The organism is Paludibaculum fermentans (assembly GCF_051172195.1).
Lineage (GTDB): Bacteria > Acidobacteriota > Terriglobia > Bryobacterales > Bryobacteraceae > Paludibaculum > Paludibaculum fermentans_A.
Genome location: NZ_JBPJAQ010000002.1, coordinates 450,534 through 472,394, shown reverse-complemented (window position 1 = coordinate 472,394; position 21,861 = coordinate 450,534). Strand labels below are relative to the sequence as shown.

Here is a 21,861-nt window from a genome sequence, read left to right as displayed (position 1 = left end):
AACTAGTTATTCTAACTCCCCCATGGCACTGCGGTTCTATAACACTCTCACCCAGGAACTCGAAGAGTTTCAGCCACAGGACGGCAAGACGGTCCGCATGTACACCTGCGGCCCGACTGTCTACTCCTACGTCCACATCGGGAATTTCCGGACGTTCTCGTTCCAGGACATCCTGCGGCGCACGCTGAAGGCTCGCGGCTTCACGCTGGACCACGTCATGAACATTACAGACGTGGAGGACAAGATCATTCGCAATGCGATGGCGGCCGGGCAGACGATCCAGGAGTACACGGCGCAGTATACGCAGGCCTTCAAGGACGATTCAGCCACACTGCGGCTGCAATCGCCTGAGCGGCTCGCCTTTGCGACTGAGCACATTCCGGAGATGGTCGACGCCATTGAGCGCCTCGCGGCGGGCAACCACACCTACGCGAACGAGGGCTCAACCTACTTCCGCATCTCGACGTTCCCCGAGTACGGCAAGCTGTCACACACGAATTTCAGCGGCAACATCGCCGGGGCGCGCGTGGAAGTGGACGAATACGACAAAGCCGACGCACGCGACTTCGTCTTGTGGAAGGCCCAGAAGCCGGGTGAGCCGGCATGGGAGACTCCGCTGGGCGAGGGCCGGCCGGGGTGGCATATCGAATGCTCGGTGATGGCCATGAAATACCTGGGCGAAACCATCGACATCCACACCGGCGGCGTCGACCTGGTCTTTCCGCATCATGAAAACGAGATCGCGCAGTCGGAGGCAATCACCGGCAAGCGCTTCGTGCGCTACTGGCTGCACGCTGAGCACCTGATGGTGGAAGGGCAGAAAATGTCGAAGTCGCTGGGCAACTTCTACACCCTGCGCGACATCATCGAGAAGGGCTACTCGCCGGAAGCGATTCGCTACCTGCTGGTTTCGGCCCACTACCGCAAACAGCTCAATTTCACGTTCGACGGCTTGAAAGGCGCGGCTGCTTCGCTGGAGCGCCTGCGGAATTTCGAACTGCGGTTGAAGAACGACCGCCTGCCGGAAGGGCTCAATCCCCAGGTGGAAGAGCGGACAGCCGCGGCCAGTACTGCGTTCAACAAAGGCCTGGACGACGATCTCAACACATCGGACGCCCTGGCGGCCATTTACGAATATGTCCGCGACGCTAACACAGCCATGGATGCCGGGCAGTTCCAGGCCGGAAATGCGGCGGGCGCGCATGCGCTGCTAGCCGAGTTCGACGCGGTCTTCGATGTATTGAAGCCGACACTCCAAAGCGGCGCGCTCACTGACGCCGAGATCGATGAGAAGGTGTCCGAGCGCAACAAGGCGAAGAAAGCAAAAGACTTCAAACGGGCCGACGCCCTGCGCAATGAGTTACTGGAACAGGGCGTCGTCCTGGAAGACACCAAAGACGGGGTCCGTTGGAAGCGCAAGTGAGCGCTCCGGGCCAGATACGCGACACGAAATGAAAATCCAAACCAAAGCTGTTCATTCAGGAGACAGAAAGCAGCCGCAAAAGCAGATTCCAGTGGCGACGCCCGTGCATTTCGCGGCCAGTTGGGTTTGTTCCGATCAGGCTGAGCAGGATCGCATCTTCGCCGCTGAGGAAAAGGGCTTCGCGTATTCGCGCTACCACAATCCGACCAACGAGGCGCTGGAAGAGTTGATCACCTCGCTGGAAAACGGTGCAGGCGCGCTGGCCTGCGCCTCGGGCATGGCCGCACTACAGCACGCGCTGATGGCCGCGCTGATGGACCGCCGGCGGAAGGTGCTTTGCGCGCGTGACGTCTATGGCGCCACCATCAAACTGCTGATGGACGTCCTGGGACCCTTCGGCGTCGAGACTACTTTCGTAGACACCGGCGACCTGGCTGCCGTGGAACGCGCGCTGGAAGAAGAAAAGCCCGGCGTCCTGCTGATGGAAACGATCTCCAACCCGCTGCTGCGGGTGAGTGACCTCCCTGCCCTGTCGGCACTGTGCCGCAAACACGGGGCGGCACTGGTGGTCGACAACACGTTCGCATCGCCCCTGCTGGTGCGGCCGCTGGAGATGGGGGCGAATATTGTCGTACATAGTTCGACGAAGTACCTGGGCGGCCACGGCGATACGCTGGGCGGCCTGATCGTCAGCGACCAGGAGCACCTGGAGGGCATTCGCCGGCTGTCGCGCATCGTGGGACCGGTGATGGGTCCGATGGAGTGCTTCCTGACTATGCGCGGCATCAAGACCTTCCCGCTGCGCGTGGAACGGCAGTGCCGGAACGCGCAGGGTTTGGCGGCCTGGCTCCGCCAGCAACCTGGCGTGGAGTGCGTGTACTACCCGGACGATCCGCGGCATCCCGATGCCGAAGTCGTCTCGCGGCTCCTGCCCGACGGTCTGTACGGCGGCATGGTGAGCTTCGAGTTGAAGGATGTCCAATCGAAAGAAGGCGTGTTCCAGTTCCTCGATCGCCTGAAGCTGATCGTAAAGGCGACCTCACTGGGCGACGTGCACACGATGGTGCTCTACCCCTGGATCGCGTCTCATCGTGATGTTTCGCCGAAACAGAAGCAGCGCATGGGCATTCGCGAGAACCTCATCCGGGTGTCCGTCGGCATCGAATCGCTGGACGACATCATCGCCGATGTGGCCCAGGCCTTAGCGTAAGCCAGCCTACACAATTCGCGGGGAGACTGGGCTCGATCGGGACTGGTCTCCACCCCCCCTAATCCTTCTTCACGACGCGCCACCGGACACGCACCCCTCCCTGGTCGTCCCATTCCGACCATGGCAGCGAACCGTCCAAAGTCCGCGGCAGGTTCAGGCGGTAGTAGTGCAATCGCCCCTGGATGGACACCGTAACCGTGCTTGCCTGTTCGGTCGAAATCACATAGGAACTGCCGGCCACGACGCAACGGCCGTCCGCGCATTTCTTGCCGAAGAAGTGCGAGATCGCCTCTTCCTGCTTCAGCACCTTCGAATTGGTCCAATGGACATCCTCGATGGGGCCGCTGCCGAGAGCGTCAGCCGGGTAGTCCAATTCGAATTCAACCACAGGAACCTTCGAGAAGATCCGCTTGTCGCGCGGATTCGCGCTATAGACCATCAACATCAGGCCTAAGGCGAGAACCACGCCGCCAGACCCCAACAGCCAGTTACCCCAGGACAGCGAGTGGCCTGAGAATCGCAACACGGCGCCGCTCCCCAACAGCAACCCCACCACCGCGCCGATAGGCCCAAAAATGAAGAAGCCATACATCGCCGCGGCGCCCTCGCGCGGTCCGGCCACTGAGGTGAACCAGGCAGCCGCACCATAACCCATTCCGAAGCCGGTGAACACAGCCAGCACCAAACCGGCCAGAATTGCCCCAAATACCATCTCAGTAGACTAGCATCGGCGGCGCCTTCCGTTTGGTGATTTGCGCCACCCATTCACGTCGCTGCTCCGCTCAACTGAACTCGCTGGGCGATCCGGCCGCCAACACGTAGATTGCACTCATGAGGCAATTCAAAAACCTTCGATGGGCGCTGTTGAGCCCCTTCCTCATCGCGATCAGCGCTCTGCCGGCCAAGCCCGCCGGCCACTGTGACGCTAATCCGGTGAGTCCCTGGTGCCGGGCGAAGACGATCTTCATTTGTTCCCGCTCGGGCTATATGCGGGAAGCGGAACTCGAGCGGGCGATTCTTCAGAAGCCGGAGTTCGTCAAGACGGGCCTTGTGATCACGCGGGACATGAACAGCGCCGACCTGGTGCTGGAGGTGCGCCGCAAGGCGTTCACTTCCCAATTCACACTTTCCGTGATTGACCGGCGCGCTCAGCTACTCATCGGCAGCGACCGCTCGAACTCAATCGGTGGTCACATCGAACCGAAGCTCGCCAACGACTTCATCAAAATGCTGCGTGCCAACCGCTAGGATCTGGCTCGCTCTGAAACCGATTTGAGCACCTGCAATCGGGCGTCGGTCAGCCCGTTCTCGGCAAAGATCGAGACACCGGCCGCGCCCGCCTGCAGTGCCTGGCTCACCGTTTCGGAAAACTCGGCCTCCTTCATGCCGCCCAGGAACAGACCGCTGTAGAGCGGGGCCTTCGCGGCGCCAACGCCTTCCCTGGTCATCTTCCCCACCCAGGCCGGTGTCTCCTGGTAGAACGAGTGGTAGATCATCGGCAGGAAGCCGTCAAGCTTCCAACGGCCCCAATCCTGCCGCACGTTGACGCGAGCCAGGCTGGGCCCGGGAAACACAGCGGCAGTGATCTGTTTTTTCGCGGCGCGGGCGGCCGGCACAAGGTAGCCGTTCACCAGGCCGGTGACCATGTCCAGCCGGAACTGGAACCATTTCTCGTCCAGCTTCGCATCCATCTTCTGCATCGGGTCCGCGCCGTATTTCTTCTTGAACTGCGCCCGCTCGTACTCCGTGTACCCGTAATCGTACTCTGGGAAAACGTGGTCCTGAACGATGTTGTACTTCTTCCACAAACCGCTGGGCAGGATCGCGTCGGGATGGCGGATGTAATCGAGGTGAACTCCAGTGAGATCGGAGATTGACGCCAGTTCTTTGACCGTCCCCTGCACCCACTCCCGCACCTCAGGCCGCCCTGGGTCAAGGAACTTGTAATACTGCACATAAGCGGGCTTGTCTGACGCGGACTCACCCTTGGCATTCACGTTGTACCAGTCGGGGTGCGCCTTGATCATCTCGGGATTCATGCAGGGCATGCACCACATCCAGGCGTGCACCTCAAGGCCAGCCGCCTTGGCCAGCGGAAGGATGAGGCCCAGCCAGTCCTGCTTCACAGGCAGGCGGGTGCTGGCGAAGAAGGCCTCCCTGCCCGCGTATACCTCCGGCAGAATGGCCTGAATGCCGGCCGCGCGCAGTTTCTCGAAACGCAGCTTCCACTGGTCCGCGGTCGGGCGCGTATTGGTCGCGATCCACGCCCAATTCTTCACGCCCGCGGCACGCGGCTTCGCCGGGAGAGTCTCTAATGCAGCGGCGGCCAGAAGGCTCTGCCGGAGGAATGAACGCCGATTCACACCCATGGCGCCCATCATAGAGCTTTCAATGGTTTACCGCACAACCTTGGCGCGCAGGATTTTGTCCAGCCGGGGGTAACGCGCATCCAGATAGTTGTTGCCTTCGGTCGAGATGCGGGTGGCATTGGGTCCACGTCCCGGCGGCTCCCATTCGCCGTACCCGGCGTAAAGCTTCTCGAACACATCAAGGCCCAGGGTGACCTTGCCGAAGGGTGCGAACCCATCCTTGTCGAGATCCGAATTATCCTTCAGGTTCACGAACACCTGTGTGCGCCGTGACCGCTTGCCGCTCTGCGCAAATGAGATCGTCCCCTTCACGTTCTTCTGCTTCACGGCATCGTCCTCAATCGGCGTGGCGCTCAGCATCGCGTTCGTGTTCGGGTCGCCGGAAAGTCCAAACTGGGCGATGAACTCCGGGCGCACGCGGAAAAACCGCGTGTCGTTGAAGAAGCCCGTGTTCACCAGCATCCAGAAGCGCTCTGCTCCCTTGGGCGCCCAATCCTTGTGCACTTCCACGACAAACGAGCCCTTGGAGGTGTCGAACAGCACCTTGTAGACCTCGGGCATCGGCTGGTCTTTCAATGACTTGCCGGTGTCGATCTTCTTGACTGGCGGGGCGGGCTTCTCGCCGCAGGAGATCAGCAGCAGGCTGGCGGCGAGACACAGCAGATAACGCATGACGCCATTATTTCATTTCGCCGCAGGTTCGTCGCGCGGCCGGGGTTGGGCCGGCCGCATTCCATCTAGCCTACCGCCCAGCCCAAGCCAGCCCGTCGGCACCCTTACCTGCGTCGATCATCTGTTCGACTGACCAGTCAGAGGTCCGAATAGCCGCCACCTTCTTGCTGGAATCGCACGACACGTAAGCCACCTGGCCGTCCGGACGCACCAGCACTTCCTGCGGAGCCGCCGGCACATCGATCGTCTTCATCACCTTCATCGTGCCGAGATCGACTACGGCCACTTTGTTCGCTTTCGACACCGCCACAACGAGGTACTTGCCATCCGGAGTCGGAGCCGTGCCGTAGCCTGGCGCCGGCAAGGGCACCCACGTCTTGATCGTATTCGTGGCGGCGTCGATCACGGCCAATCGCGGCGCCGTCTGGTCTGAGGTAAAAACGAGCTTGTCGTCCACCGAGAGCGCGATGCGTTGCGTGTTCTTGGAAATCGGGATGATCTTGACCGTCTTTTTGGCGTCCAGATCGAGGACCGAGACCGTACCGGGGCCCACGTTGGCAGTGTAGCCGCGCTTACCATCCCGGCTAATGGCCAGCATGTGCGACTCCGCCTGTCCCGTTGGGATCGTGCCCACGATCTTGAGCGCCTTGGGGTCGATCACGGTGATGGTATTGTCCAACTCCGTGGTCACATAAAGCAGCCCATTCTTTGGACCGATTACGGGGCAGTGGGGCCGGATGCCCTTCCCGAAATCGAGATTGCCGGAGACTTTGTGGGTCTTCAGGTCGACCACAACCATATTGCGGCCATCCGTGCCGGGCTTGCCGACGCCGGAGTTACCGTAGATGGGGGCGTACGCCACACGCCCATCCGGCGAGGCCACCAGTTCGTGAGCAGTCTCTCCACCCTCGGGTATGGCCGCGAGGGACTTGCCGGTTTTGGGGTCGATGATCGCCACTGCCTGATCGCCTTTATTCGCTACCAGCAGCAGGCCGCCTTGCCCAAAAGCCGTGTTCAAACAGAGTGATAACAGCAGGATCCAGGTATTACGCATAACCAAAAAGCTCCTCTATTCTCCGGCGCTCCCCGGCGCGCCCAGCCCCAAACCCGCTTCGTGCCAGCCATTCTCTCACCCGGCTCCCGTTGAAACAACCCACCGGGAATCAATCGGCGGCCCGCGGGCATCTATCAACTGCAAGCTCAACAAAGAGGGCCAATGAAACTGGGATATCGTGCCGTTTGCACAGCCGCTGCCGCTGTGTCGCTCGTGTGCACCGCAGCCATTTCAAGCGACACCCGGCCCACCGCGCCGGTGCTGGTGGAGCTCTTCACCTCCGAGGGCTGCTCGAGTTGTCCGCCAGCGGATGCGATCCTCGCCAGGCTGGATCAGGAGAAGACGGTGTCAGGCGTACCCGTCATCGTCCTGAGTGAACATGTCGACTACTGGAACGGCATCGGCTGGAAGGATCCCTTCTCGTCCGCGCAGTTCAGTGCACGCCAGCAGGCTTACAGCCAGTCCTTCCGCCTGGAATCCGTCTTCACGCCACAGATGGTGGTGGACGGGAGGGAGCAGTTCGTGGGCAGTGATACCGCGGCGCTGAACCGCTCGCTGGACAAGGCGTCCAGGGAGGCCAAGGCGGAGCTACGCATTGTGAAGGCGGCCCGCAATGGCTCGGAAGCCGAGATCGAGGTCGAGGCCGGGCCAGGCAGTCTCAATTCAAAAACCGACCTGAACGTTTGGGTGGCGCTGGCCCGCGACCGTGAATCCGTGGCGGTCAGGAATGGTGAAAACTCCGGCCGCAACCTGACCCATGCGGCGGTAGTCCGGACACTGGTGAATGCGGGCACCATGAGACGCGGAGGCGGCTTTCACAAGACCGTGCGTGTCCCGCTCGACTCCAAGTTGACGGGCATCCGTGCCGTGGTCTTCCTTCAGCCCGCCGGCGCAGGTCCAGTCGCCGCCGTGGCCCAGCGAACCCTGGCCGACTCGTCCCGCTCACTCCAACCCTAGCCGTTGAATCGAGAGGAGGCCCTGCAGCGGGCCGCTACGCTTCGAGACCCGGAAACGCCCGTGACGACGTCAGGCAAATCGCAGCACGATGACCCATAGTCCATATCCACTCAGCCCTAATGTAGCGAGGGCGAGCACCGAACTGGCGCCGCCCAGCCGGCTGAGTACCATCAGCAGCGACACCAGAAACAGCACGGTCAGCAGTGCGCCGCCCGCAATCCTCGACCACATTTGCCCGGCGTACAGTCCCCGGCTCGTGAAGTAAAGCGCCACGGCGAACAGCAAAGCCCCAGCCGAACCGGCGAACAACCCCTTCGCCAGCGCAAAAGCCGCGGCATCGAACACACGACCGGCCTTCCCGGCGGCGTAATCCATCATTTCGAGACCAGTGATAATAGCCCCCCCCTTTCCGCTGGGTGGAGTGGGCGGCGGCTTCGGACCCTCGCGCGCCATCTGGAAGGACTTGAACCCGAAGTAGCAAGTACCAATGACCGCCGGCACGCCCACGATCGCCGCAAACACCAGGAACCCCTTGGCCAACGCCAAAGCCTCTCGCGAAATCATAGTCCTCTCCCCCACATCGTCAGTCCGAAATAGATACCCCAGAGCCCGAAGAACCCCAGGTACAACGAGCCCTCGCCCGGGTTCGTTGGCAGAATCGTCAGGCAGCCCGCCATCGCGGCGGCGACGAACACAGCAATGACACACAGGAAAGTCCGGGCGTGCGGCAGAAAGACCGAGGCCAGCATCGCCACGAGGAGGACCGGCACACCCACCGTCATCACGTCACGCACCAGGTTCGCGACGCCCGCGCCGCTTCGATACGTAAGCGCCAACCCCTTGCCCACGGTCAACACCAATACAAATCCAGCCAGAGCCGCAGCGCTTGCTATGCCCACTACCCAGCGCAGGAACAGAATCATAAACCAGAAACCGGTCTCTGTAGTATAGGGCCAATCCTCACCCCGCCTTCGCTAGACTGTAGAGTCACCAAGGATTCCCATGCCTCACTTCCGCCTACTGGCATTTCTCAGCGCGGGTCTCTGCAGCGCGGCCGCTTTCGCGCAAACGAAAGAACGCCCTGTTCGCGCCGTTACTGATCCCGGAGTCATCACCACCCGGCAGAGCATCACCCCCGCCGGCATTCCACTGGTGTTCCAGGGCAAGGTCTATGGTGTCGCCTTTGGCAAAGACGATTCCGAGATCTGGGTCCTCAATCAGACACAGCTCTACCAGGTCGACTGGCGTAGCGGCCGCATCCTCTCGAACATCGCGCACAGTTCGACCCCCGCCTACCAGGGACTGGTCACACATCAGGGAACACCCTACGTCGCCGCCACCCCGCGCCGCGGCAATCCCGGACTCTTCGTCGTAAATGGCGGCCGCGTTCAACCCCTGGCGGCAGATCTCGGCAAACACAATGCCGGCGGCCTCGGCTTCGGCGGCGGGCGAATTGTCCTGCCAATCACCGCGCAGAACAAAGCCGTCGTCGTGGAACTGCCGTCGGGGAAGAACCTCGGCGAAGCCACCACCGGCATCGCCCCTTTCGCAGCCGTGGTGAGCGCCGACGGCAGGACCGCCTATGTCTCCAACTGGGGCGGCCGCACCGCCAAACCAGGCGAGCGCACCTCGCCCGCCGGTCCCGGCGCCGACGCGGATCAGGTGCTGGTAGACGACCGCGGCGTCTCCGCCTCAGGCACCGTCTCCCGCATCGACCTCGCCACCCTCAAGACCACCCATACCGTGCCCACCGGGCTCCATCCCAACGGGATGGCTTGGGACGAGCCACATGCGCGCCTCTACATTGCCAACAACAACGACGACTCCGTCACAGTGGTCGACACCTCCGCCAACCGGGCCGTCCGCCAGATCAGGATCCAGCCGTTCGCCGGAGTTCCGTCCGGCATCGCCCCCACGGCCGCCACGATCTCCGCCGATGGCAAGCGCCTCTTCATCGCCTGCGGAGGAATCAACGCCATCGCCGTCGTCGACACCGCCAGCGGCCGCATCGATGGACTGATCCCCACCGGTTGGTATCCCAGCGGGCTCGCCCTCTCCCCCGACGGCAAACGGCTCGCCGTGACATCGATGCTCGGAATCGGCTCCGGTTTCGCCGAGAAGCCCGAGCGCCGCTTCGTCCACAGCTACCGCGGCACCGTGCACGTCCTCGACCTGCCCGACTCTCCTCAACTCGCCAGCTACACGCGCGCCGTGGCCGACAACAACCATCTGCCGCTGACCACTGTCGCCGCCACCGCCGCCCCGCCCAACCGGACGCCCAAAGCCGTCCCCGAACGCGCCGGCGACGCCTCGCTCATCGAGCACATCGTCTACATCGTCAAGGAAAACCGCACCTACGATCAGGTCCTCGGAGACATGCCGAAAGGCAACGGCGATCCCTCGCTGGTCATGTTCGGCCAGGACGTCACTCCGAATACTCACCGTCTGGCCGACCAATTCGTCCTGCTCGACAACTTCTACGCCTCGGGCGGTAACAGCGCGGACGGCCATCAGTGGCTCGCCCAGGCCAACGAAGTATCCTACGCCCTGTGGCCCGGTTACGAAGGCCGCAGCTATCCCTTTGACGGCACAGATCCGCTCGCCATCGGACGCGGCGGCACCATTTGGGACATGGCCCGCAAGCTGGGCAAGACGGTCCGGCTCTACGGCGAATACGGCGGCACGCTGCCCGAACCGCCCAAGCGCCGCATCGAATACCTGAATCGCTGGAAGGGCGGCGAGGACTTCACCTCCACCTTCCACATCAAGCCGCCCAGCGCCCACCTCATCCCCTTCTTCGCCGCCAACTACCCGCCGTATACGAACTCCATCCCGGACGTGATCCGCTCACAAATCTTCCTGAAGGACCTCAAACAGTGGGAGCAGGACGGCCGCATGCCCAACATGACCGTGATGCTCATCAATTGCGATCACACCTTCGGCACCACGCCCGAGACCTCCACCCCAAAGGCGATGGTCGCCGATAACGACCTCGCCCTGGGCCAGATCGTCGAAGCCCTCACGAAGTCAAAATTCTGGCCGAAGATGGCCATCTTCATCGTCGAAGACGACGCCCAGAACGGCGTGGATCATGTCGACGGTCACCGCACCGTAGCCCTCGCCGTCAGCCCCTACACGCGCCGCGGTCACGTCGACTCCACCTTCTACTCGCACCAGAGCATGCTCAAGACCATGGAACTGATGCTCGGCCTCCCTGCCCTGTCGTTGTTCGACATGATCGCCAATGAGATGCGGCCCAGCTTCACCAACCAGGCGGACCTCACCCCTTACACCCACGTCCAGCCCAAGCAGGATCTGTTCGAGCTGAACCCGCCGCTAAAGGCCCTGCGCGGTCAACCGAAGTCGGCCGCCATTGCGTCGGCGAAGATGCGCTGGGACGTGCCCGACGCCGTGCCCAGCGGCAAGCTCAATCAGATCCTATGGCACTCCACGCGCGGCTGGAACACTCCGTTCCCCGGCGTGAAGGTCTCTCTGTTCGCTCCTTATTCCGTCGATATCGACGATGACGACAGGTAGCCGCGCGGCGCACCGGGCAGCCCGCTTGGGACTGCCCGGATTCCGGCCGCAATGGCATCTACTTGGCGGCCAGCACTTCACCGCTGGGCACCGCCGGAGGGGCAGCCGGATTCTTCCGGGCATGCCACATCACCAGCAACGCACTCGCCACGAAGATCGACGAATACGTGCCCACCACCACCCCGGCAAATAGGGCGAACGCGATGCCGTTCAGCACCTCGCCACCCAGGAAGTACAACGCGAGACAGGCCAGCAGCGTGGGGCCCGCCGTCAACAGGGTCCGGCTCAACGTCTGGTTGATCGACTCGTTGACAAGCGAGAGGAACGACCGCCCTCGCAGCCCATGCTGCATGTTCTCGCGCACCCGGTCGAAGACGACGATCTTGTCGTTCATCGAATAGCCGATCAGCGTCAGAAGGGCCGCAATGATGTTGAGGTCGATCTCGCGATTCGTGAGCGAGAACAGCCCCAGCGTGATCACGATGTCGTGGAGTGTCGCGATCACGGCCGCCGCACCGGAGATCCATTCGAAGCGGAACGCCACGTAAATCAGCATTCCACCCAGCGCGCACAGGGTGGCCAGCAATGCCTGCTGCCTCAGGTGAGCGCCCGCCTTCGGCCCCACGATCTCGGCCGAACGAATATTGAAGTGCCCGAGGCCCGTCTCCTGCTTCAGGGCAGTCAATACCTTCCCATCGACACCCGCCACCTTCGACAGTTCGTCCATGTTCCCGATCAGGCCGCTGTGCACCTTGTCGCGGAACTCCGTGATGCGTTTCGCCAGCTCATGCCGCTCCTGGTCGCTGAGACTCACCCCGGCCGCCGGCAGCGCCTTCCACAGCGTCTCGTCCAGCGCGCCGATGCTGGCTGTATTCAGGTCCAGCTTGCCGTTCGCCAGGCCGTACTTCTCCTTCAGGGTCTGCTCGATGGTCATCCGGGTCTTTTCCAACTGGGATTCAACGGCCAGCTCAGTCCCGATCAGGACTTCGCTCGTACCCTGCGACTCCTGCAGGCTCACCGTACCCGGCAGGCGGGCCGCCAGGTATGCCCGAAGCTGGTCGAGCGAGGGCTTTCCATCGAACTTCACACTGATCAGCGACCCGCCCCGGAAGTCCAGGCCGTAGTTCGGCCCGCCCTTCACCACCAGGCTGCCGATGCTGATAACAATCGCCAGCACCGAAATGCCCAGCGTCAGCGCCCGTTTGGACAGGAAGTCAATCCTGGGCTGCTCGAACAGCTCCTTGCCGATGCTCAGGCTGCTGAGGCGGGGATTGCGCCAGACTTTCAGGTCGAAAATCGCCCGCGAGACAAACACCGCCGTAAACAGGTTCGCGATCAGCCCGATCACCAGCGTGACAGCGAAACCGCGCACCGGTCCCGTCCCGAAGATGAACAGGAACGCACTCGCCACCACGGTAGTCACGTGCGTGTCGATAATGATCGTCAGGGCCCGGTCAAACCCGGCCGAGATAGCCGCCGGGACGATCCGCCCGCCGCGCATCTCCTCCTTGATGCGCTCGAAGATCAGCACGTTGGAATCCACCGCCATGCCGATGGACAGCACTAGGCCCGCAATGCCGGGCAAGGTCCAGGTTGCGTCAATATAACTCAGCGCGGCCACGGTCATCAGCGTGTTCAGCATCAGCGCGATCACTGAGTTGACCCCGGCGCCGCGGTAGTACGCCACCATCGACGCCACCACCAACGCCAACCCCACCAGGCCCGCCAGGACGCCGCGCCGGATGGAATCCGCGCCCAACGATGGTCCAACCGTCCGTTCTTCAATCACCTTGGCGCCCGCCGGCAGGGAGCCCGACCGCAGGTTCAACGCGAGGTCCGACGCCGTCTGCTGGTCCGCCGCCCCCATGATCCGACCCTGGTCAGAAATGGCAGAATCGATCCGCGGAGCGCTGATCACCGAGTTGTCCAGCACAATCGCCAGTTGCTTCCCGATGTTCGCGCTAGTGAAACGCTGGAAGCGCTGAGCCGCGTCCTGCGTCAGGACGAAGCTCGTGTCCCACTGCCCCGGATTCTCGCCCGGCATCGGCTTGGCATCCCGCAGGTCCCGCCCGGTAATTACTGGCGAGCGCGACAGCAGGTACCACGCCTGTTCATTCGCCGCCCCGGCACGCGCCGTGCCGCGCACCAGCTTCGTATTCAGCGGCATCACTCCGCCATGCTGGCTGATCGCCGCCTCGCGCGAAGCGAATGGCCCAGCCTTCACCTCACACAGCTCCAACAGCGCCGAGGTCTGCAGAATGCCCTTCACCCGGGCCGGATCGTCGACGCCCGGCAACTGCACCAGGATCTCCGCCTCTCCGCCGCTCCCGCCCCTCTGCTGGACGCTCGATTCCGCCACGCCCAGGCCGTTGATCTTCTTCTCAATCGTGTTCATGCTGCGCGCCAGCGTATCCTGCCTCAGCAGAATGGCCGCTTCCTTGCGAATGTTCACGCGGTACGAATCAGAAGTCGCGGGCGTCAGCACCCACTCCGAGCCCAGCACGTCCGTAACGACTCGCCGGAAGTCTCCGGCCCGCTCGGCCGGTACACCGCGGACATCCACCTGGATACTCTCCGCCGTCTCGATCGAAGCCGGATCGTTCCTTTCAATCGACCCGTAGGGCACCTGCTCCTTCTGCAACCGCTCGTTCAGGCGCTCGATCAGAACGTCGGCCTCCGCCTTGAATGCGTCCTGAACCTGAATCTGGAGCACAATGTGGCTGCCCCCCTTCAGGTCAAGCCCCAACCGCATGCTCTTGTGCCAGTTGGCGGACAGTTGTTCGGTTGAGGTCGGCAGGCCGATAACACCAGTCACGCAAGCCAGAAGTACAGCGGCAATGACTATCCATTTCCAACGCAATCCACTGGGCATACTCTCTCCTTAGGGAGACACAGCTCCCCTGTTCGAACCAGGGTGGAGGAACAGGCGGTTTCGACGCGGACACACCTCCGGTGGTCGGCGCTCACTCCGCAAATGGTTAGGAGAGGAAGGCGGGCGGAGCGCGGGCGGGTCTCGTGACGAACAGGCCGCCCGGCAGGCGATGGGAGCGGAAGTGGCCGCAAGCGCCGGCATGATTTGGCAGCGGACTGTGATCCGCCCGCCGCTGCGGCATGCCTGCCGCAAAGGACTGTGCCGCCGTGGAGCGCGACCGCTCCAGCCGCAATTCCTGCCGCTGCGGATTGTGGAAGGACGATGAACCTTCGGCCGGACAGCATGTGCCCCGGACGGCGGCCAGCAGGCTATCCTGCAGGGCTTCCGGAGCCAAGGAAGGCGCGACACTCAGGCTGGCTCCGCCCAGGAACGCGGTAAACAATACCGCCTGGGCGAACCTCAACACCATTACTTTGTCGCGTTTCTTCACGGCAACCTGGATCGATGCTTCCTTTTCGATTATCCGGCACAGAGCCGCCGGTTGTCTCGGGAATTCGCACGGTCACCCAAGACTTTACGAAATCCTGACCCCTTCCTTAGGACCTCTTCAGGCCATCCGGTTCAGAATCAGGCTGTATGAAGATCTCCGGCGATCCTCTCTTATGCCTCGCGCTCGTAGCCCTCTTTGCCGCCTATCTGGGTTTTCGCATCCGCCGGCCCAATGCGTCGAAGCAGCTTCAACTCGCGGTTCTCGCCTTCGTCACCGCCACGTTCTTCTGGGTGTGCAGCTTCCTGCTCAGCCCCGCCGCTTCACTTTGAAGCCGCCTCAATCTTGGCAGGGGCAATCGGGCGAAGCCCGCCACTCGCTCTCTGCCTCTTCGCCTCCTGCCGCCGGTAAAGCGGCAACAGGTTCTCATCCAGCCAGGTGAAGGCGCCAGCCAGCCCGCCGCTCTCGTAGGCCCGGCCGATCCGCGCTTCCACCTCACTCGGCTCCCCCAACTGGCCCAGGAACTGGTTCGAGGTCATCCGCGTGTACCACTCGCCGTCCACCCGGCCGCCTTCACGTAAAATCAGCTCCCTGGCGTAAAGGCATAGAATCGCATCGCCAATCCATGCATCTCTTAGAATACGGCTGCGTTGGTCGGTTCTCGGCACGAATCCTGATCTTGCCATAGCCCTATACCTTGGCGCCAATCCTGAAGAAATCTTAACTATACAGAAAACAGTCCGATCGGCTATACTTCGGCTATCCACACCTGGGATCCAAAGATCCTATCCTTCGATACAATTTGGCCCGATGAAAGCAAACACAGGAATCACACTCCAACCGACTTCAGGCAACTTGTTTCGATACGACGGCCCCGCGGGGACGGTCGTTTTCCTGGTTGCCTTACCGCTCTGCCTGGGCATCGCCCTCGCCTCTGGCGCTCCGCTCTTCGCCGGCATCATCGCCGGAATCGTCGGCGGAATCGTAGTATCCATCGCCTCCGGCTCACAGGTGAGCGTCTCCGGCCCCGCCGCCGGATTGACCGTCATCGTGGCGACCGCCATCCAGAGCCTGGGTAACTTTCAGAACTTCCTGGCTACCGTCGTCCTTGCCGGGGGCTTCCAGATCCTGTTTTCGCTGCTGCGCGCGGGCGCCTTCGGTGACTATGTGCCGCTCTCGGTCATCAAAGGCATGCTGGCCGCCATCGGCCTGGTGATCATACTCAAGCAGATCCCGCATGCCCTCGGACGTGACGCCGACTACGAAGGCAATTTCACCTTCCTCGAAAAGGGTGCCTCGAACACGCTGACAGACATCCTGGAATCCGTGATGTCCTTCTCCCCGGGCGCCTTGCTCATCACCGCGGTCTGCCTCGCCATCCTGATTTTCTGGGATCAAATAGCCGCCGCCGGGCCGAAATTCCTCACGTTCATCCCCGCCCCCCTGCTCGTCGTCGGAGTTGGCATTGGCATGAACCAGATGTTCCACGCCTTCTTTCCGTTCCTGGAACTCACCGATAAGGCGCATCTCGTTTCCCTCCCCGTCTCCTCCTCCATCACCGAATTCGCCCAGCAGTTCACGTTCCCCAACTTCTCCATCCTCTCCACCCCGCAGGCGATCATGATAGCCGCCACGCTCGCCGTCGTCGGCTCCCTCGAATCGCTCCTGTCCCTGGAAGCCGGTGACAAGCTGGACCCGTATAAGCGGATCTCCCCGCCCAACCGGGAACTGTTCGCTCAGGGCTTGGGGAATATCGCCTCAGGACTGATCGGCGGGCTCCCGGTGACCTCCGTGGTAGTCCGCACTTCGGCCAATGTCTACTCCGGAGCCCGCACCTGGATCTCGTCCTTCACTCACGGCATCCTGCTGCTGGTCTCGGCGATGTTCATCCCCGCCCTGCTGAATCTCACCCCGCTCTGCGCGCTTGCCGCAATCCTGCTCGCCGTCGGCTACAAGCTCACAAAGATCGACCTCTACAAAGCCCAGTTCGCTTCAGGCTACGCCCAGTTCATCCCCTTCATCGTCACGGTCACGGCCATCGTGTTCACAGACCTGCTGAAGGGCGTGCTCATCGGCATGGCGTTTGGCCTGTTCTTTGTAATCCACTCGAATCACCACAAGGCCTTCGTCCTCGTGAAGCAGGACAACTGGTACCTCATCCGCTTCACCAAAGACACCACCTTCGTAAACAAGGCAGAGCTGAAAGCACTGCTCCGCTCCATCCCTGACGGCGCCACCCTTCAGATCGATGCCACTCGCGCCATCTATATCGATCGCGACATCTTCGAGGTGGTCTCCGATTTCGAAAAGTGGGCGTCCTTTAAGAACATCGAAATCGAGTACCGCAACTTCGCTTCAGCCCGTTAGGGATCCCCGTAGATAATTGGAAAGCCGGAAAAGGAACTACCAACGATGGAGTCTTACAAGAAACTGCTGCTCGCCAATAAGGCCTGGGTCGAGGACAAGCTGAACATCCGGCCTGATTACTTCGACGCCACGGCTCATGGACAAACCCCGGAATTCCTCTGGATCGGCTGCTCGGACTCGCGCGTGCCCGCCGAAGACATCACCGGAGCCGAACCCGGAGAGCTCTTCGTCCACCGCAACATCGCCAACATGGTCATTCACACTGACCTGAACGTGCTCAGCGTCCTGCAGTACGCCGTGGATTATCTGAAGATCCGCCACATCATCGTGTGCGGCCACTACAACTGCGGCGGCGTCAAGAATGCCATGACGCGCCAGGACCTCGGCCTCATCAACAAATGGCTGAGGCACATCAAGGACGTCTACCGCATCAACAAGCGCGAACTGGACACCATCGGCGATTTCCAGCAGCGCTACGACCGCATGGTGGAGCTGAATGTCGCTGAGCAGGTTCTGCACGTCGCCGAAACCTCCATCGTCCAGCGCGCCTGGAAAGCCGAGAATCGGCCCGTCATCCATGGCTGGGTCTATGATGTCCGCACCGGCTACCTGAAAGCCATCGCACAGATGGAGCCGGGTTCTCCCATGGAAAGTGTCTACGAGTACGACTACGGGGATCCCGAAGCCCCGCAGGGCAAGAATCACTAGCCAGCCGCTCAACCCAATCCCCAGCCCGGCCCTGCGAGATAATCAATCGCAGGGCCGGTTGCATTTGCACCTGGCGTGTTTCGAACGGCCATGGATAGCGCCAGATCCTCATCCGTCCAAAAGCTGCGGGCCATTCTCCTGGTCAGCTTCAGCGGCCTCCTGGGCCTGCTCCTCTTTTCCGGCCTCGACGGCCTGGGTGTCCTCAGCCGCCTGCACGACGAAGAGCAGCAGGCGCGCCGCGCCTTCCTCGTCCGGAACGCCAGCCTCACCCAACTCCGCGCCAGCCTCCTCGAATACTGGCAAAGCCTCGACCGCTGCATCGCCGAGAATGGCTGGGACGATCCCCGCCGTGAAAGGGAGTTCGTCCGGCTCTTCACCGCCGTCGAGGGTGCCCTCAGCCACTACCCCAACGACGGCCCCGTCGAGGAGCAGAATCTCATCGAGCTTCTGCACAACACCCTGCTCCAACATCAGGCCATCGCGCGCAGTTTCACAGGCCGGGCCGACCTCCCGCCGCTCGCCACCGGCAGCATGATCATGGCCGGCAAAGTCCAGGTCCTCGAGATCTCCGAAGAGATCAGCCGCGTCAACCGCCGCATGCTGGAAGAGTCCGGCTACCGGCTCCTGGCCCGCTTCGATACACTGCAGGGCCGCCTGCGCATGCTGCTGCTCATTACCCTGCTTTCCGGTCTCCTCCTAGCCGCCGGCAGCTTCCTCTACATCGCCCGCCTGGAACGCGAGGTGGACGAGCGATCCTTCGAACTCGGCCAACTCTCCTCCCGCCTGGTCCAGGCCCATGAGGAGGAACGCCGCTCCATTTCGCGCGAGCTTCACGATGAGGTCGGTCAATCCCTCGGCGCCCTGCTCGTCGACGCCGGCCGCCTCGGCTCGCTCGTCCCCCAGGAAGACGAACAGGCGCGCGGCTACCTCGCCCACATCAAGTCCGTCGCGGAACGCACCCTCCAGTCCGTCCGCAATATCGCCCTGCTGCTGCGCCCCTCCATGCTCGACGATCTCGGCCTCGTGGCGGCACTGGAATGGCAGGCCCGCGAGGTCTCGCGCCATGGCGAGATGGAGGTCGAAGTCCAGGCCGAAGGCATACCGGAGAATATCCCCGACGACCAGAAAACCTGCATCTACCGCGTAGTCCAGGAGGCCCTGAACAACGCCGCCCGCCACGCCTCGGCCCGCCAGGCCACGGTCACCCTCCACTACCGCGAAAACAAACTCGAGCTGACAGTCGCCGACGACGGCCGTGGCTTCGACCCCAAAACCACGCGCGGCATGGGCATCCTCGGCATGGACGAGCGCGTCAAACGCCTCGGCGGCTCGCTCTCCATCCAGTCGACGCCCGGCGGCGGCACCACCCTCCACGCGGAACTGCCCTGGACCCAGCCTGACGTCCGCTCGAACCCGGTAAACTAACGGCGATGCCCAGCATCCGGGTTCTCCTCGCCGACGATCACAAGCTCATGCGCTCCGGTCTCCGCCTGCTGGTCGAGCAGCAGCCCGAATTCCGTGTCGTGGGCGAAGCCGGCGATGGCCGCCAGGCCGTGGCCCTGGCCGTGGAACTCAAACCCGACGTGGCCGTGCTCGACATCGGTATGCCCGAGCTCAACGGCATCGAAGCCGCCCACCAGATCACTGAACAGGTGCCCGAAACCGCCGTCGTCATGCTCAGCATGCACTCCGACGAGTCCTACGTCCTGCGCGCGCTCAAGGCCGGAGCCCGCGGGTACCTGCTGAAAGACTCAGCCGAGGCGGATCTCGTCCAGGCCATCCTGGCCGTCCGCGAAGGCAAGTCGTTCTTCAGTCCCGCCGTCAGCCAGGTGCTGCTCGAGGACTACCTCCGCAAGCTCCGCAAGACCGGAGCCGAAGACTCCTACGAACTCCTCTCCCCTCGGGAACGCGAGATCCTCCAACTCGTCGCCGAGGGCAAGTCCAGCAAGGAAGTCGCCAACCTCTTCAACCTCAGCGTCTACACCGTCGAGACCCACCGCGCCAACCTGATGAAGAAGCTCAACCTCAAAAGCATGCCCGAGCTCATCCTCTACGCCGTCCGCAAGGGTGTCATTTCCTGATTTTTCTATCGCTTACATCCCATCCCTGAACGTCGGTGGCGGAAATACCCAGTCTCCGGGAGACCCCATCCTTCGTGCCGCCGCGTCTCATGAACAGGAAGGAAGATCCGACACATGATGAAGCACTGGAAGAATCGAACAGGTCTCGCCATCGCCTTCGCAGCGGCCTTGGTCGTCGGCGGTCTCGGAACCGCCTACGCCTCCAAGGTGCTTGCGTCCGCCAACCCGCCGGCCACCCTGAAACTGGCCGATCCAAACGAAGGCCCCAATAAGCTCAGCTTCGCCCCCGTGGTGAAGCACGCCTACCCCACCGTCGTGAATATCTCGTCCTCAAAGGTGGTCCGTACCCCTGCCGGCATGTCCGGCATGCCGCCCATGGACCCGCTCTTTGAGCAGTTCTTCGGCCGTAACCCCGGTGGCCGCGCCATTCCCAGGGAACGGCGTGAGCAGAGCCTCGGCTCCGGCGTCATCGTCAGCCGTGAAGGCTACATCATCACCAACAACCACGTCGTCGACGGCGCCACCGACATCAAGGTGGTCCTGTTCGACAAGCGCGAACTCAAGGCCCGCCTCATCGGCGCCGATGCCAAAACGGACGTCGCCGTACTGAAAGTCGACGCCGGCGACCTGCCTTACATCACCATCGCCGATTCCTCCAAGGTCCAGGTGGGCGACTTCGCCCTCGCCATCGGCAACCCCTTCGGCGTCGGCAAAACCGTCACCATGGGCATCGTCAGCGCTACCGGCCGCGGCAACCTCGGCATCGAAGATTACGAAGACTTCATCCAGACCGACGCGCCCATCAATCCGGGCAACTCCGGCGGAGCACTGGTGAATGAACGCGGCGAGCTGGTCGGCATCAATACCGCCATCCTCTCGCACGGCTCCGGCGGCAATCAGGGCATCGGTTTCGCCATTCCTTCGAACCTGGTTCGCCAGGTGATGGACAGCCTCCTGAAGGACGGTAAAGTGACCCGTGCCTACCTCGGCATCGTGCCCCAGGACGTCACCCCGGCCATCATGCGCGCCTTCAATGTGAAGGACAGCAAAGGCGCCCTGGTCGGCGATGTCACGCCCGACGGCCCGGCCGCGAAGAGCGGCCTGCAGAAGGGCGACATCATCCTGGAAGTCGACGGCGCGCCCATCGACGACAGCAACCAGCTCCGCAACCGGATCTCCATGATGCCGGTCGATTCCCAGGCCAAATTGAAGGTCCTGCGCGACGGCGCGGTGCACAACCTGGAAGTCACGCTGGGCAAACTGCCCACCCGGGAAGAACGCGCGTCCAACGATAGGCCAAATGGCGACCAGGACCTGAATGGCATTCAGGTGGAAGAACTTACGGCCGATGCGGCACGCGAACTGGGCCTACCCCCCACCACCGCCGGAGTGGTCGTCTCCGACGTGGATCCCGACAGCCCAGCTGCCGAAAACGGTCTCCGCCCCGGCGACGTAATCCAGGAAGTGAATCGGCAAAAGGTGCGGTCAGTGGCCGAATTCAACCGCGCAGTTCAGAAATCCGGCAAGAATCCGCTCCTCCTTGTGAACCGTGGCGGCAACACCCGCTACGTTGCGGTGTAAGCGAACAGACGTGACTCTCCTCTCGCCGGCCTCCTCGCGGGGCCGGCGCTTTTTTGTGCCCGCACCGGTCACGTGGAAGGGCAAAATGAGGGCCTGAACCTGGACCACCCCGGAAGGTCCCCAGGGAGGAACCTGTTATACTGAGGTTGCTACTTGATTGTGCCGCAGAACCGGCCGAGATCCGTCCCGCCCCGTCGAGCCCGCCTTCAACTAGTCGACTGCAAGGAGTTAACTTGAAGAATATTTTCGTCGGTAACCTGGATTTCGGCGCTTCCGAAGAGTCCATTCGCACCCTGTTTTCGTCGTACGGCAACGTCGACCGCGTCAGCATCGTCACCGATCGTGAGACTGGCCGCTCCCGCGGCTTCGCCTTTGTGGAAATGAGCGATTCGGGTGAAGCCGATCGCGCCATCGACGCCTTGAACGGTTACAACATGGGCGGTCGCGCCCTCAACGTCAACGAAGCTCGTCCGAAGACCAACAGCGGCGGCGGCGGTGGCGGCGGCGGCTATCGTCAGCGTCGCGAACCCCGCTGGTAGTTCT

At 62.4% G+C, this 21,861-nt stretch carries 21 protein-coding genes; 12 read left to right on the top strand and 9 right to left on the bottom strand.

Annotated features, from left to right (window positions below):
• Positions 1-22 precede the first annotated feature (22 nt).
• Together cysS and ACR9Y2_RS28515 are read left to right on the top strand one after the other, a co-directional pair.
• The gene (gene cysS, locus ACR9Y2_RS28520) at positions 23-1,423 is read left to right on the top strand and encodes a cysteine--tRNA ligase (RefSeq protein ID WP_435045273.1); all 1,401 of its coding nucleotides are present in this window, start codon (positions 23-25) and stop codon (positions 1,421-1,423) included.
• Positions 1,424-1,451: 28 nt separating this feature from the next.
• A complete protein-coding gene (locus tag ACR9Y2_RS28515; RefSeq protein WP_435045272.1) occupies positions 1,452-2,633 on the top strand; it encodes a trans-sulfuration enzyme family protein in 1,182 nt (393 codons plus the stop codon).
• Positions 2,634-2,691: 58 nt separating this feature from the next.
• Here ACR9Y2_RS28515 and ACR9Y2_RS28510 read toward each other — a convergent pair whose 3' ends face one another.
• Complete coding sequence (locus tag ACR9Y2_RS28510; RefSeq protein WP_435045271.1) at positions 2,692-3,345, bottom strand: hypothetical protein; 654 nt, start codon at positions 3,343-3,345, stop codon at positions 2,692-2,694.
• Between the two features lie 119 nt (positions 3,346-3,464).
• On the opposite strand from ACR9Y2_RS28510, the gene ACR9Y2_RS28505 reads away from it, so the two are divergent.
• Complete coding sequence (locus ACR9Y2_RS28505) at positions 3,465-3,881, top strand: hypothetical protein (protein WP_435045270.1); 417 nt, start codon at positions 3,465-3,467, stop codon at positions 3,879-3,881.
• Here ACR9Y2_RS28505 and ACR9Y2_RS28500 read toward each other — a convergent pair.
• The 3 genes from ACR9Y2_RS28500 to ACR9Y2_RS28490 form a co-directional block, all read right to left on the bottom strand.
• Complete coding sequence (locus ACR9Y2_RS28500; RefSeq protein ID WP_435045269.1) at positions 3,878-5,002, bottom strand: family 10 glycosylhydrolase; 1,125 nt, start codon at positions 5,000-5,002, stop codon at positions 3,878-3,880. The genes ACR9Y2_RS28505 and ACR9Y2_RS28500 overlap by 4 nt on opposite strands.
• A 27-nt stretch (positions 5,003-5,029) precedes the next feature.
• Entirely contained in the window at positions 5,030-5,674 is a 645-nt protein-coding gene (locus tag ACR9Y2_RS28495) for a peptidylprolyl isomerase (protein WP_435045268.1), read from the bottom strand.
• 70 nt (positions 5,675-5,744) lie between these two features.
• A complete protein-coding gene (locus ACR9Y2_RS28490) occupies positions 5,745-6,728 on the bottom strand; it encodes a cytochrome D1 domain-containing protein (RefSeq protein ID WP_435045267.1) in 984 nt (327 codons plus the stop codon).
• A 162-nt stretch (positions 6,729-6,890) separates the two neighbouring features.
• Between ACR9Y2_RS28490 and ACR9Y2_RS28485 the strand changes: the two genes are divergently transcribed.
• On the top strand, positions 6,891-7,685 hold the full coding sequence (locus ACR9Y2_RS28485; protein ID WP_435045266.1) for a DUF1223 domain-containing protein: 795 nt from the start codon (positions 6,891-6,893) through the stop codon (positions 7,683-7,685).
• A 69-nt stretch (positions 7,686-7,754) separates the two neighbouring features.
• Here the strand turns inward: ACR9Y2_RS28485 and ACR9Y2_RS28480 are convergent, their stop codons facing one another.
• Positions 7,755-8,249 carry a hypothetical protein gene (locus tag ACR9Y2_RS28480; protein ID WP_435045265.1) on the bottom strand — a complete coding sequence of 165 codons (495 nt, stop codon included), beginning with the start codon at positions 8,247-8,249 and terminating at the stop codon, positions 7,755-7,757.
• Positions 8,246-8,608, bottom strand: coding sequence for a hypothetical protein (locus ACR9Y2_RS28475; RefSeq protein WP_435045264.1), 363 nt, complete (start codon positions 8,606-8,608; stop codon positions 8,246-8,248). Before ACR9Y2_RS28475 ends, ACR9Y2_RS28480 begins: the two co-directional genes overlap by 4 nt.
• Positions 8,609-8,687: 79 nt before the next feature.
• On the opposite strand from ACR9Y2_RS28475, the gene ACR9Y2_RS28470 reads away from it, so the two are divergent.
• Positions 8,688-11,222, top strand: coding sequence for a bifunctional YncE family protein/alkaline phosphatase family protein (locus ACR9Y2_RS28470; RefSeq protein ID WP_435045263.1), 2,535 nt, complete (start codon positions 8,688-8,690; stop codon positions 11,220-11,222).
• Between the two features lie 58 nt (positions 11,223-11,280).
• Here ACR9Y2_RS28470 and secD read toward each other — a convergent pair whose 3' ends face one another.
• Both secD and ACR9Y2_RS28460 read right to left on the bottom strand, forming a co-directional pair.
• Positions 11,281-14,094 (bottom strand): protein translocase subunit SecD, encoded by a 2,814-nt coding sequence (gene secD, locus ACR9Y2_RS28465; protein WP_435045262.1) that lies wholly within the window; start codon positions 14,092-14,094, stop codon positions 11,281-11,283.
• Between the two features lie 106 nt (positions 14,095-14,200).
• On the bottom strand, positions 14,201-14,584 hold the full coding sequence (locus ACR9Y2_RS28460; protein ID WP_435045261.1) for a hypothetical protein: 384 nt from the start codon (positions 14,582-14,584) through the stop codon (positions 14,201-14,203).
• Between the two features lie 146 nt (positions 14,585-14,730).
• Between ACR9Y2_RS28460 and ACR9Y2_RS28455 the strand changes: the two genes are divergently transcribed.
• Positions 14,731-14,913 carry a hypothetical protein gene (locus ACR9Y2_RS28455; protein ID WP_435045260.1) on the top strand — a complete coding sequence of 61 codons (183 nt, stop codon included), beginning with the start codon at positions 14,731-14,733 and terminating at the stop codon, positions 14,911-14,913.
• On the opposite strand, the gene ACR9Y2_RS28450 is transcribed toward ACR9Y2_RS28455, so the two are convergent.
• Positions 14,905-15,249 (bottom strand): hypothetical protein, encoded by a 345-nt coding sequence (locus ACR9Y2_RS28450; RefSeq protein WP_435045259.1) that lies wholly within the window; start codon positions 15,247-15,249, stop codon positions 14,905-14,907. The genes ACR9Y2_RS28455 and ACR9Y2_RS28450 overlap by 9 nt on opposite strands.
• A gap of 187 nt (positions 15,250-15,436) precedes the next feature.
• Between ACR9Y2_RS28450 and ACR9Y2_RS28445 the strand changes: the two genes are divergently transcribed.
• The 6 genes from ACR9Y2_RS28445 to ACR9Y2_RS28420 all read left to right on the top strand — a co-directional run bounded on the left by ACR9Y2_RS28445 (position 15,437) and on the right by ACR9Y2_RS28420 (position 21,857).
• A complete protein-coding gene (locus ACR9Y2_RS28445; RefSeq protein ID WP_435045258.1) occupies positions 15,437-16,948 on the top strand; it encodes a SulP family inorganic anion transporter in 1,512 nt (503 codons plus the stop codon).
• 45 nt (positions 16,949-16,993) lie between these two features.
• The gene (locus ACR9Y2_RS28440) at positions 16,994-17,656 is read left to right on the top strand and encodes a carbonic anhydrase (RefSeq protein ID WP_435045257.1); all 663 of its coding nucleotides are present in this window, start codon (positions 16,994-16,996) and stop codon (positions 17,654-17,656) included.
• 90 nt (positions 17,657-17,746) lie between these two features.
• Positions 17,747-19,081, top strand: coding sequence for a sensor histidine kinase (locus tag ACR9Y2_RS28435; protein WP_435045256.1), 1,335 nt, complete (start codon positions 17,747-17,749; stop codon positions 19,079-19,081).
• A 5-nt stretch (positions 19,082-19,086) separates the two neighbouring features.
• The gene (locus ACR9Y2_RS28430; protein WP_435045255.1) at positions 19,087-19,737 is read left to right on the top strand and encodes a response regulator; all 651 of its coding nucleotides are present in this window, start codon (positions 19,087-19,089) and stop codon (positions 19,735-19,737) included.
• Positions 19,738-19,851: 114 nt separating this feature from the next.
• Positions 19,852-21,318 carry a DegQ family serine endoprotease gene (locus ACR9Y2_RS28425; RefSeq protein ID WP_435045254.1) on the top strand — a complete coding sequence of 489 codons (1,467 nt, stop codon included), beginning with the start codon at positions 19,852-19,854 and terminating at the stop codon, positions 21,316-21,318.
• 146 nt (positions 21,319-21,464) lie between these two features.
• On the top strand, positions 21,465-21,857 hold the full coding sequence (locus tag ACR9Y2_RS28420) for an RNA recognition motif domain-containing protein (RefSeq protein WP_435045253.1): 393 nt from the start codon (positions 21,465-21,467) through the stop codon (positions 21,855-21,857).
• Positions 21,858-21,861: the final 4 nt, after the last annotated feature.

Excerpts from the sequence above, each read along its gene's own strand:
- cysS (WP_435045273.1), top strand. The coding sequence starts at position 23 with ATGGCACTGCGGTTCTATAACACTCTCACCCAGGAACTCGAAGAGTTT.
- ACR9Y2_RS28515 (WP_435045272.1), top strand. The coding sequence starts at position 1,452 with ATGAAAATCCAAACCAAAGCTGTTCATTCAGGAGACAGAAAGCAGCCG.
- ACR9Y2_RS28510 (WP_435045271.1), bottom strand. The coding sequence starts at position 3,345 with ATGGTATTTGGGGCAATTCTGGCCGGTTTGGTGCTGGCTGTGTTCACC.
- ACR9Y2_RS28505 (WP_435045270.1), top strand. The coding sequence starts at position 3,465 with ATGAGGCAATTCAAAAACCTTCGATGGGCGCTGTTGAGCCCCTTCCTC.
- ACR9Y2_RS28500 (WP_435045269.1), bottom strand. The coding sequence starts at position 5,002 with ATGGGTGTGAATCGGCGTTCATTCCTCCGGCAGAGCCTTCTGGCCGCC.
- ACR9Y2_RS28495 (WP_435045268.1), bottom strand. The coding sequence starts at position 5,674 with ATGCGTTATCTGCTGTGTCTCGCCGCCAGCCTGCTGCTGATCTCCTGC.
- ACR9Y2_RS28490 (WP_435045267.1), bottom strand. The coding sequence starts at position 6,728 with ATGCGTAATACCTGGATCCTGCTGTTATCACTCTGTTTGAACACGGCT.
- ACR9Y2_RS28485 (WP_435045266.1), top strand. The coding sequence starts at position 6,891 with ATGAAACTGGGATATCGTGCCGTTTGCACAGCCGCTGCCGCTGTGTCG.
- ACR9Y2_RS28480 (WP_435045265.1), bottom strand. The coding sequence starts at position 8,249 with ATGATTTCGCGAGAGGCTTTGGCGTTGGCCAAGGGGTTCCTGGTGTTT.
- ACR9Y2_RS28475 (WP_435045264.1), bottom strand. The coding sequence starts at position 8,608 with ATGATTCTGTTCCTGCGCTGGGTAGTGGGCATAGCAAGCGCTGCGGCT.
- ACR9Y2_RS28470 (WP_435045263.1), top strand. The coding sequence starts at position 8,688 with ATGCCTCACTTCCGCCTACTGGCATTTCTCAGCGCGGGTCTCTGCAGC.
- secD (WP_435045262.1), bottom strand. The coding sequence starts at position 14,094 with ATGCCCAGTGGATTGCGTTGGAAATGGATAGTCATTGCCGCTGTACTT.
- ACR9Y2_RS28455 (WP_435045260.1), top strand. The coding sequence starts at position 14,731 with ATGAAGATCTCCGGCGATCCTCTCTTATGCCTCGCGCTCGTAGCCCTC.
- ACR9Y2_RS28440 (WP_435045257.1), top strand. The coding sequence starts at position 16,994 with ATGGAGTCTTACAAGAAACTGCTGCTCGCCAATAAGGCCTGGGTCGAG.
- ACR9Y2_RS28435 (WP_435045256.1), top strand. The coding sequence starts at position 17,747 with ATGGATAGCGCCAGATCCTCATCCGTCCAAAAGCTGCGGGCCATTCTC.
- ACR9Y2_RS28430 (WP_435045255.1), top strand. The coding sequence starts at position 19,087 with ATGCCCAGCATCCGGGTTCTCCTCGCCGACGATCACAAGCTCATGCGC.
- ACR9Y2_RS28425 (WP_435045254.1), top strand. The coding sequence starts at position 19,852 with ATGATGAAGCACTGGAAGAATCGAACAGGTCTCGCCATCGCCTTCGCA.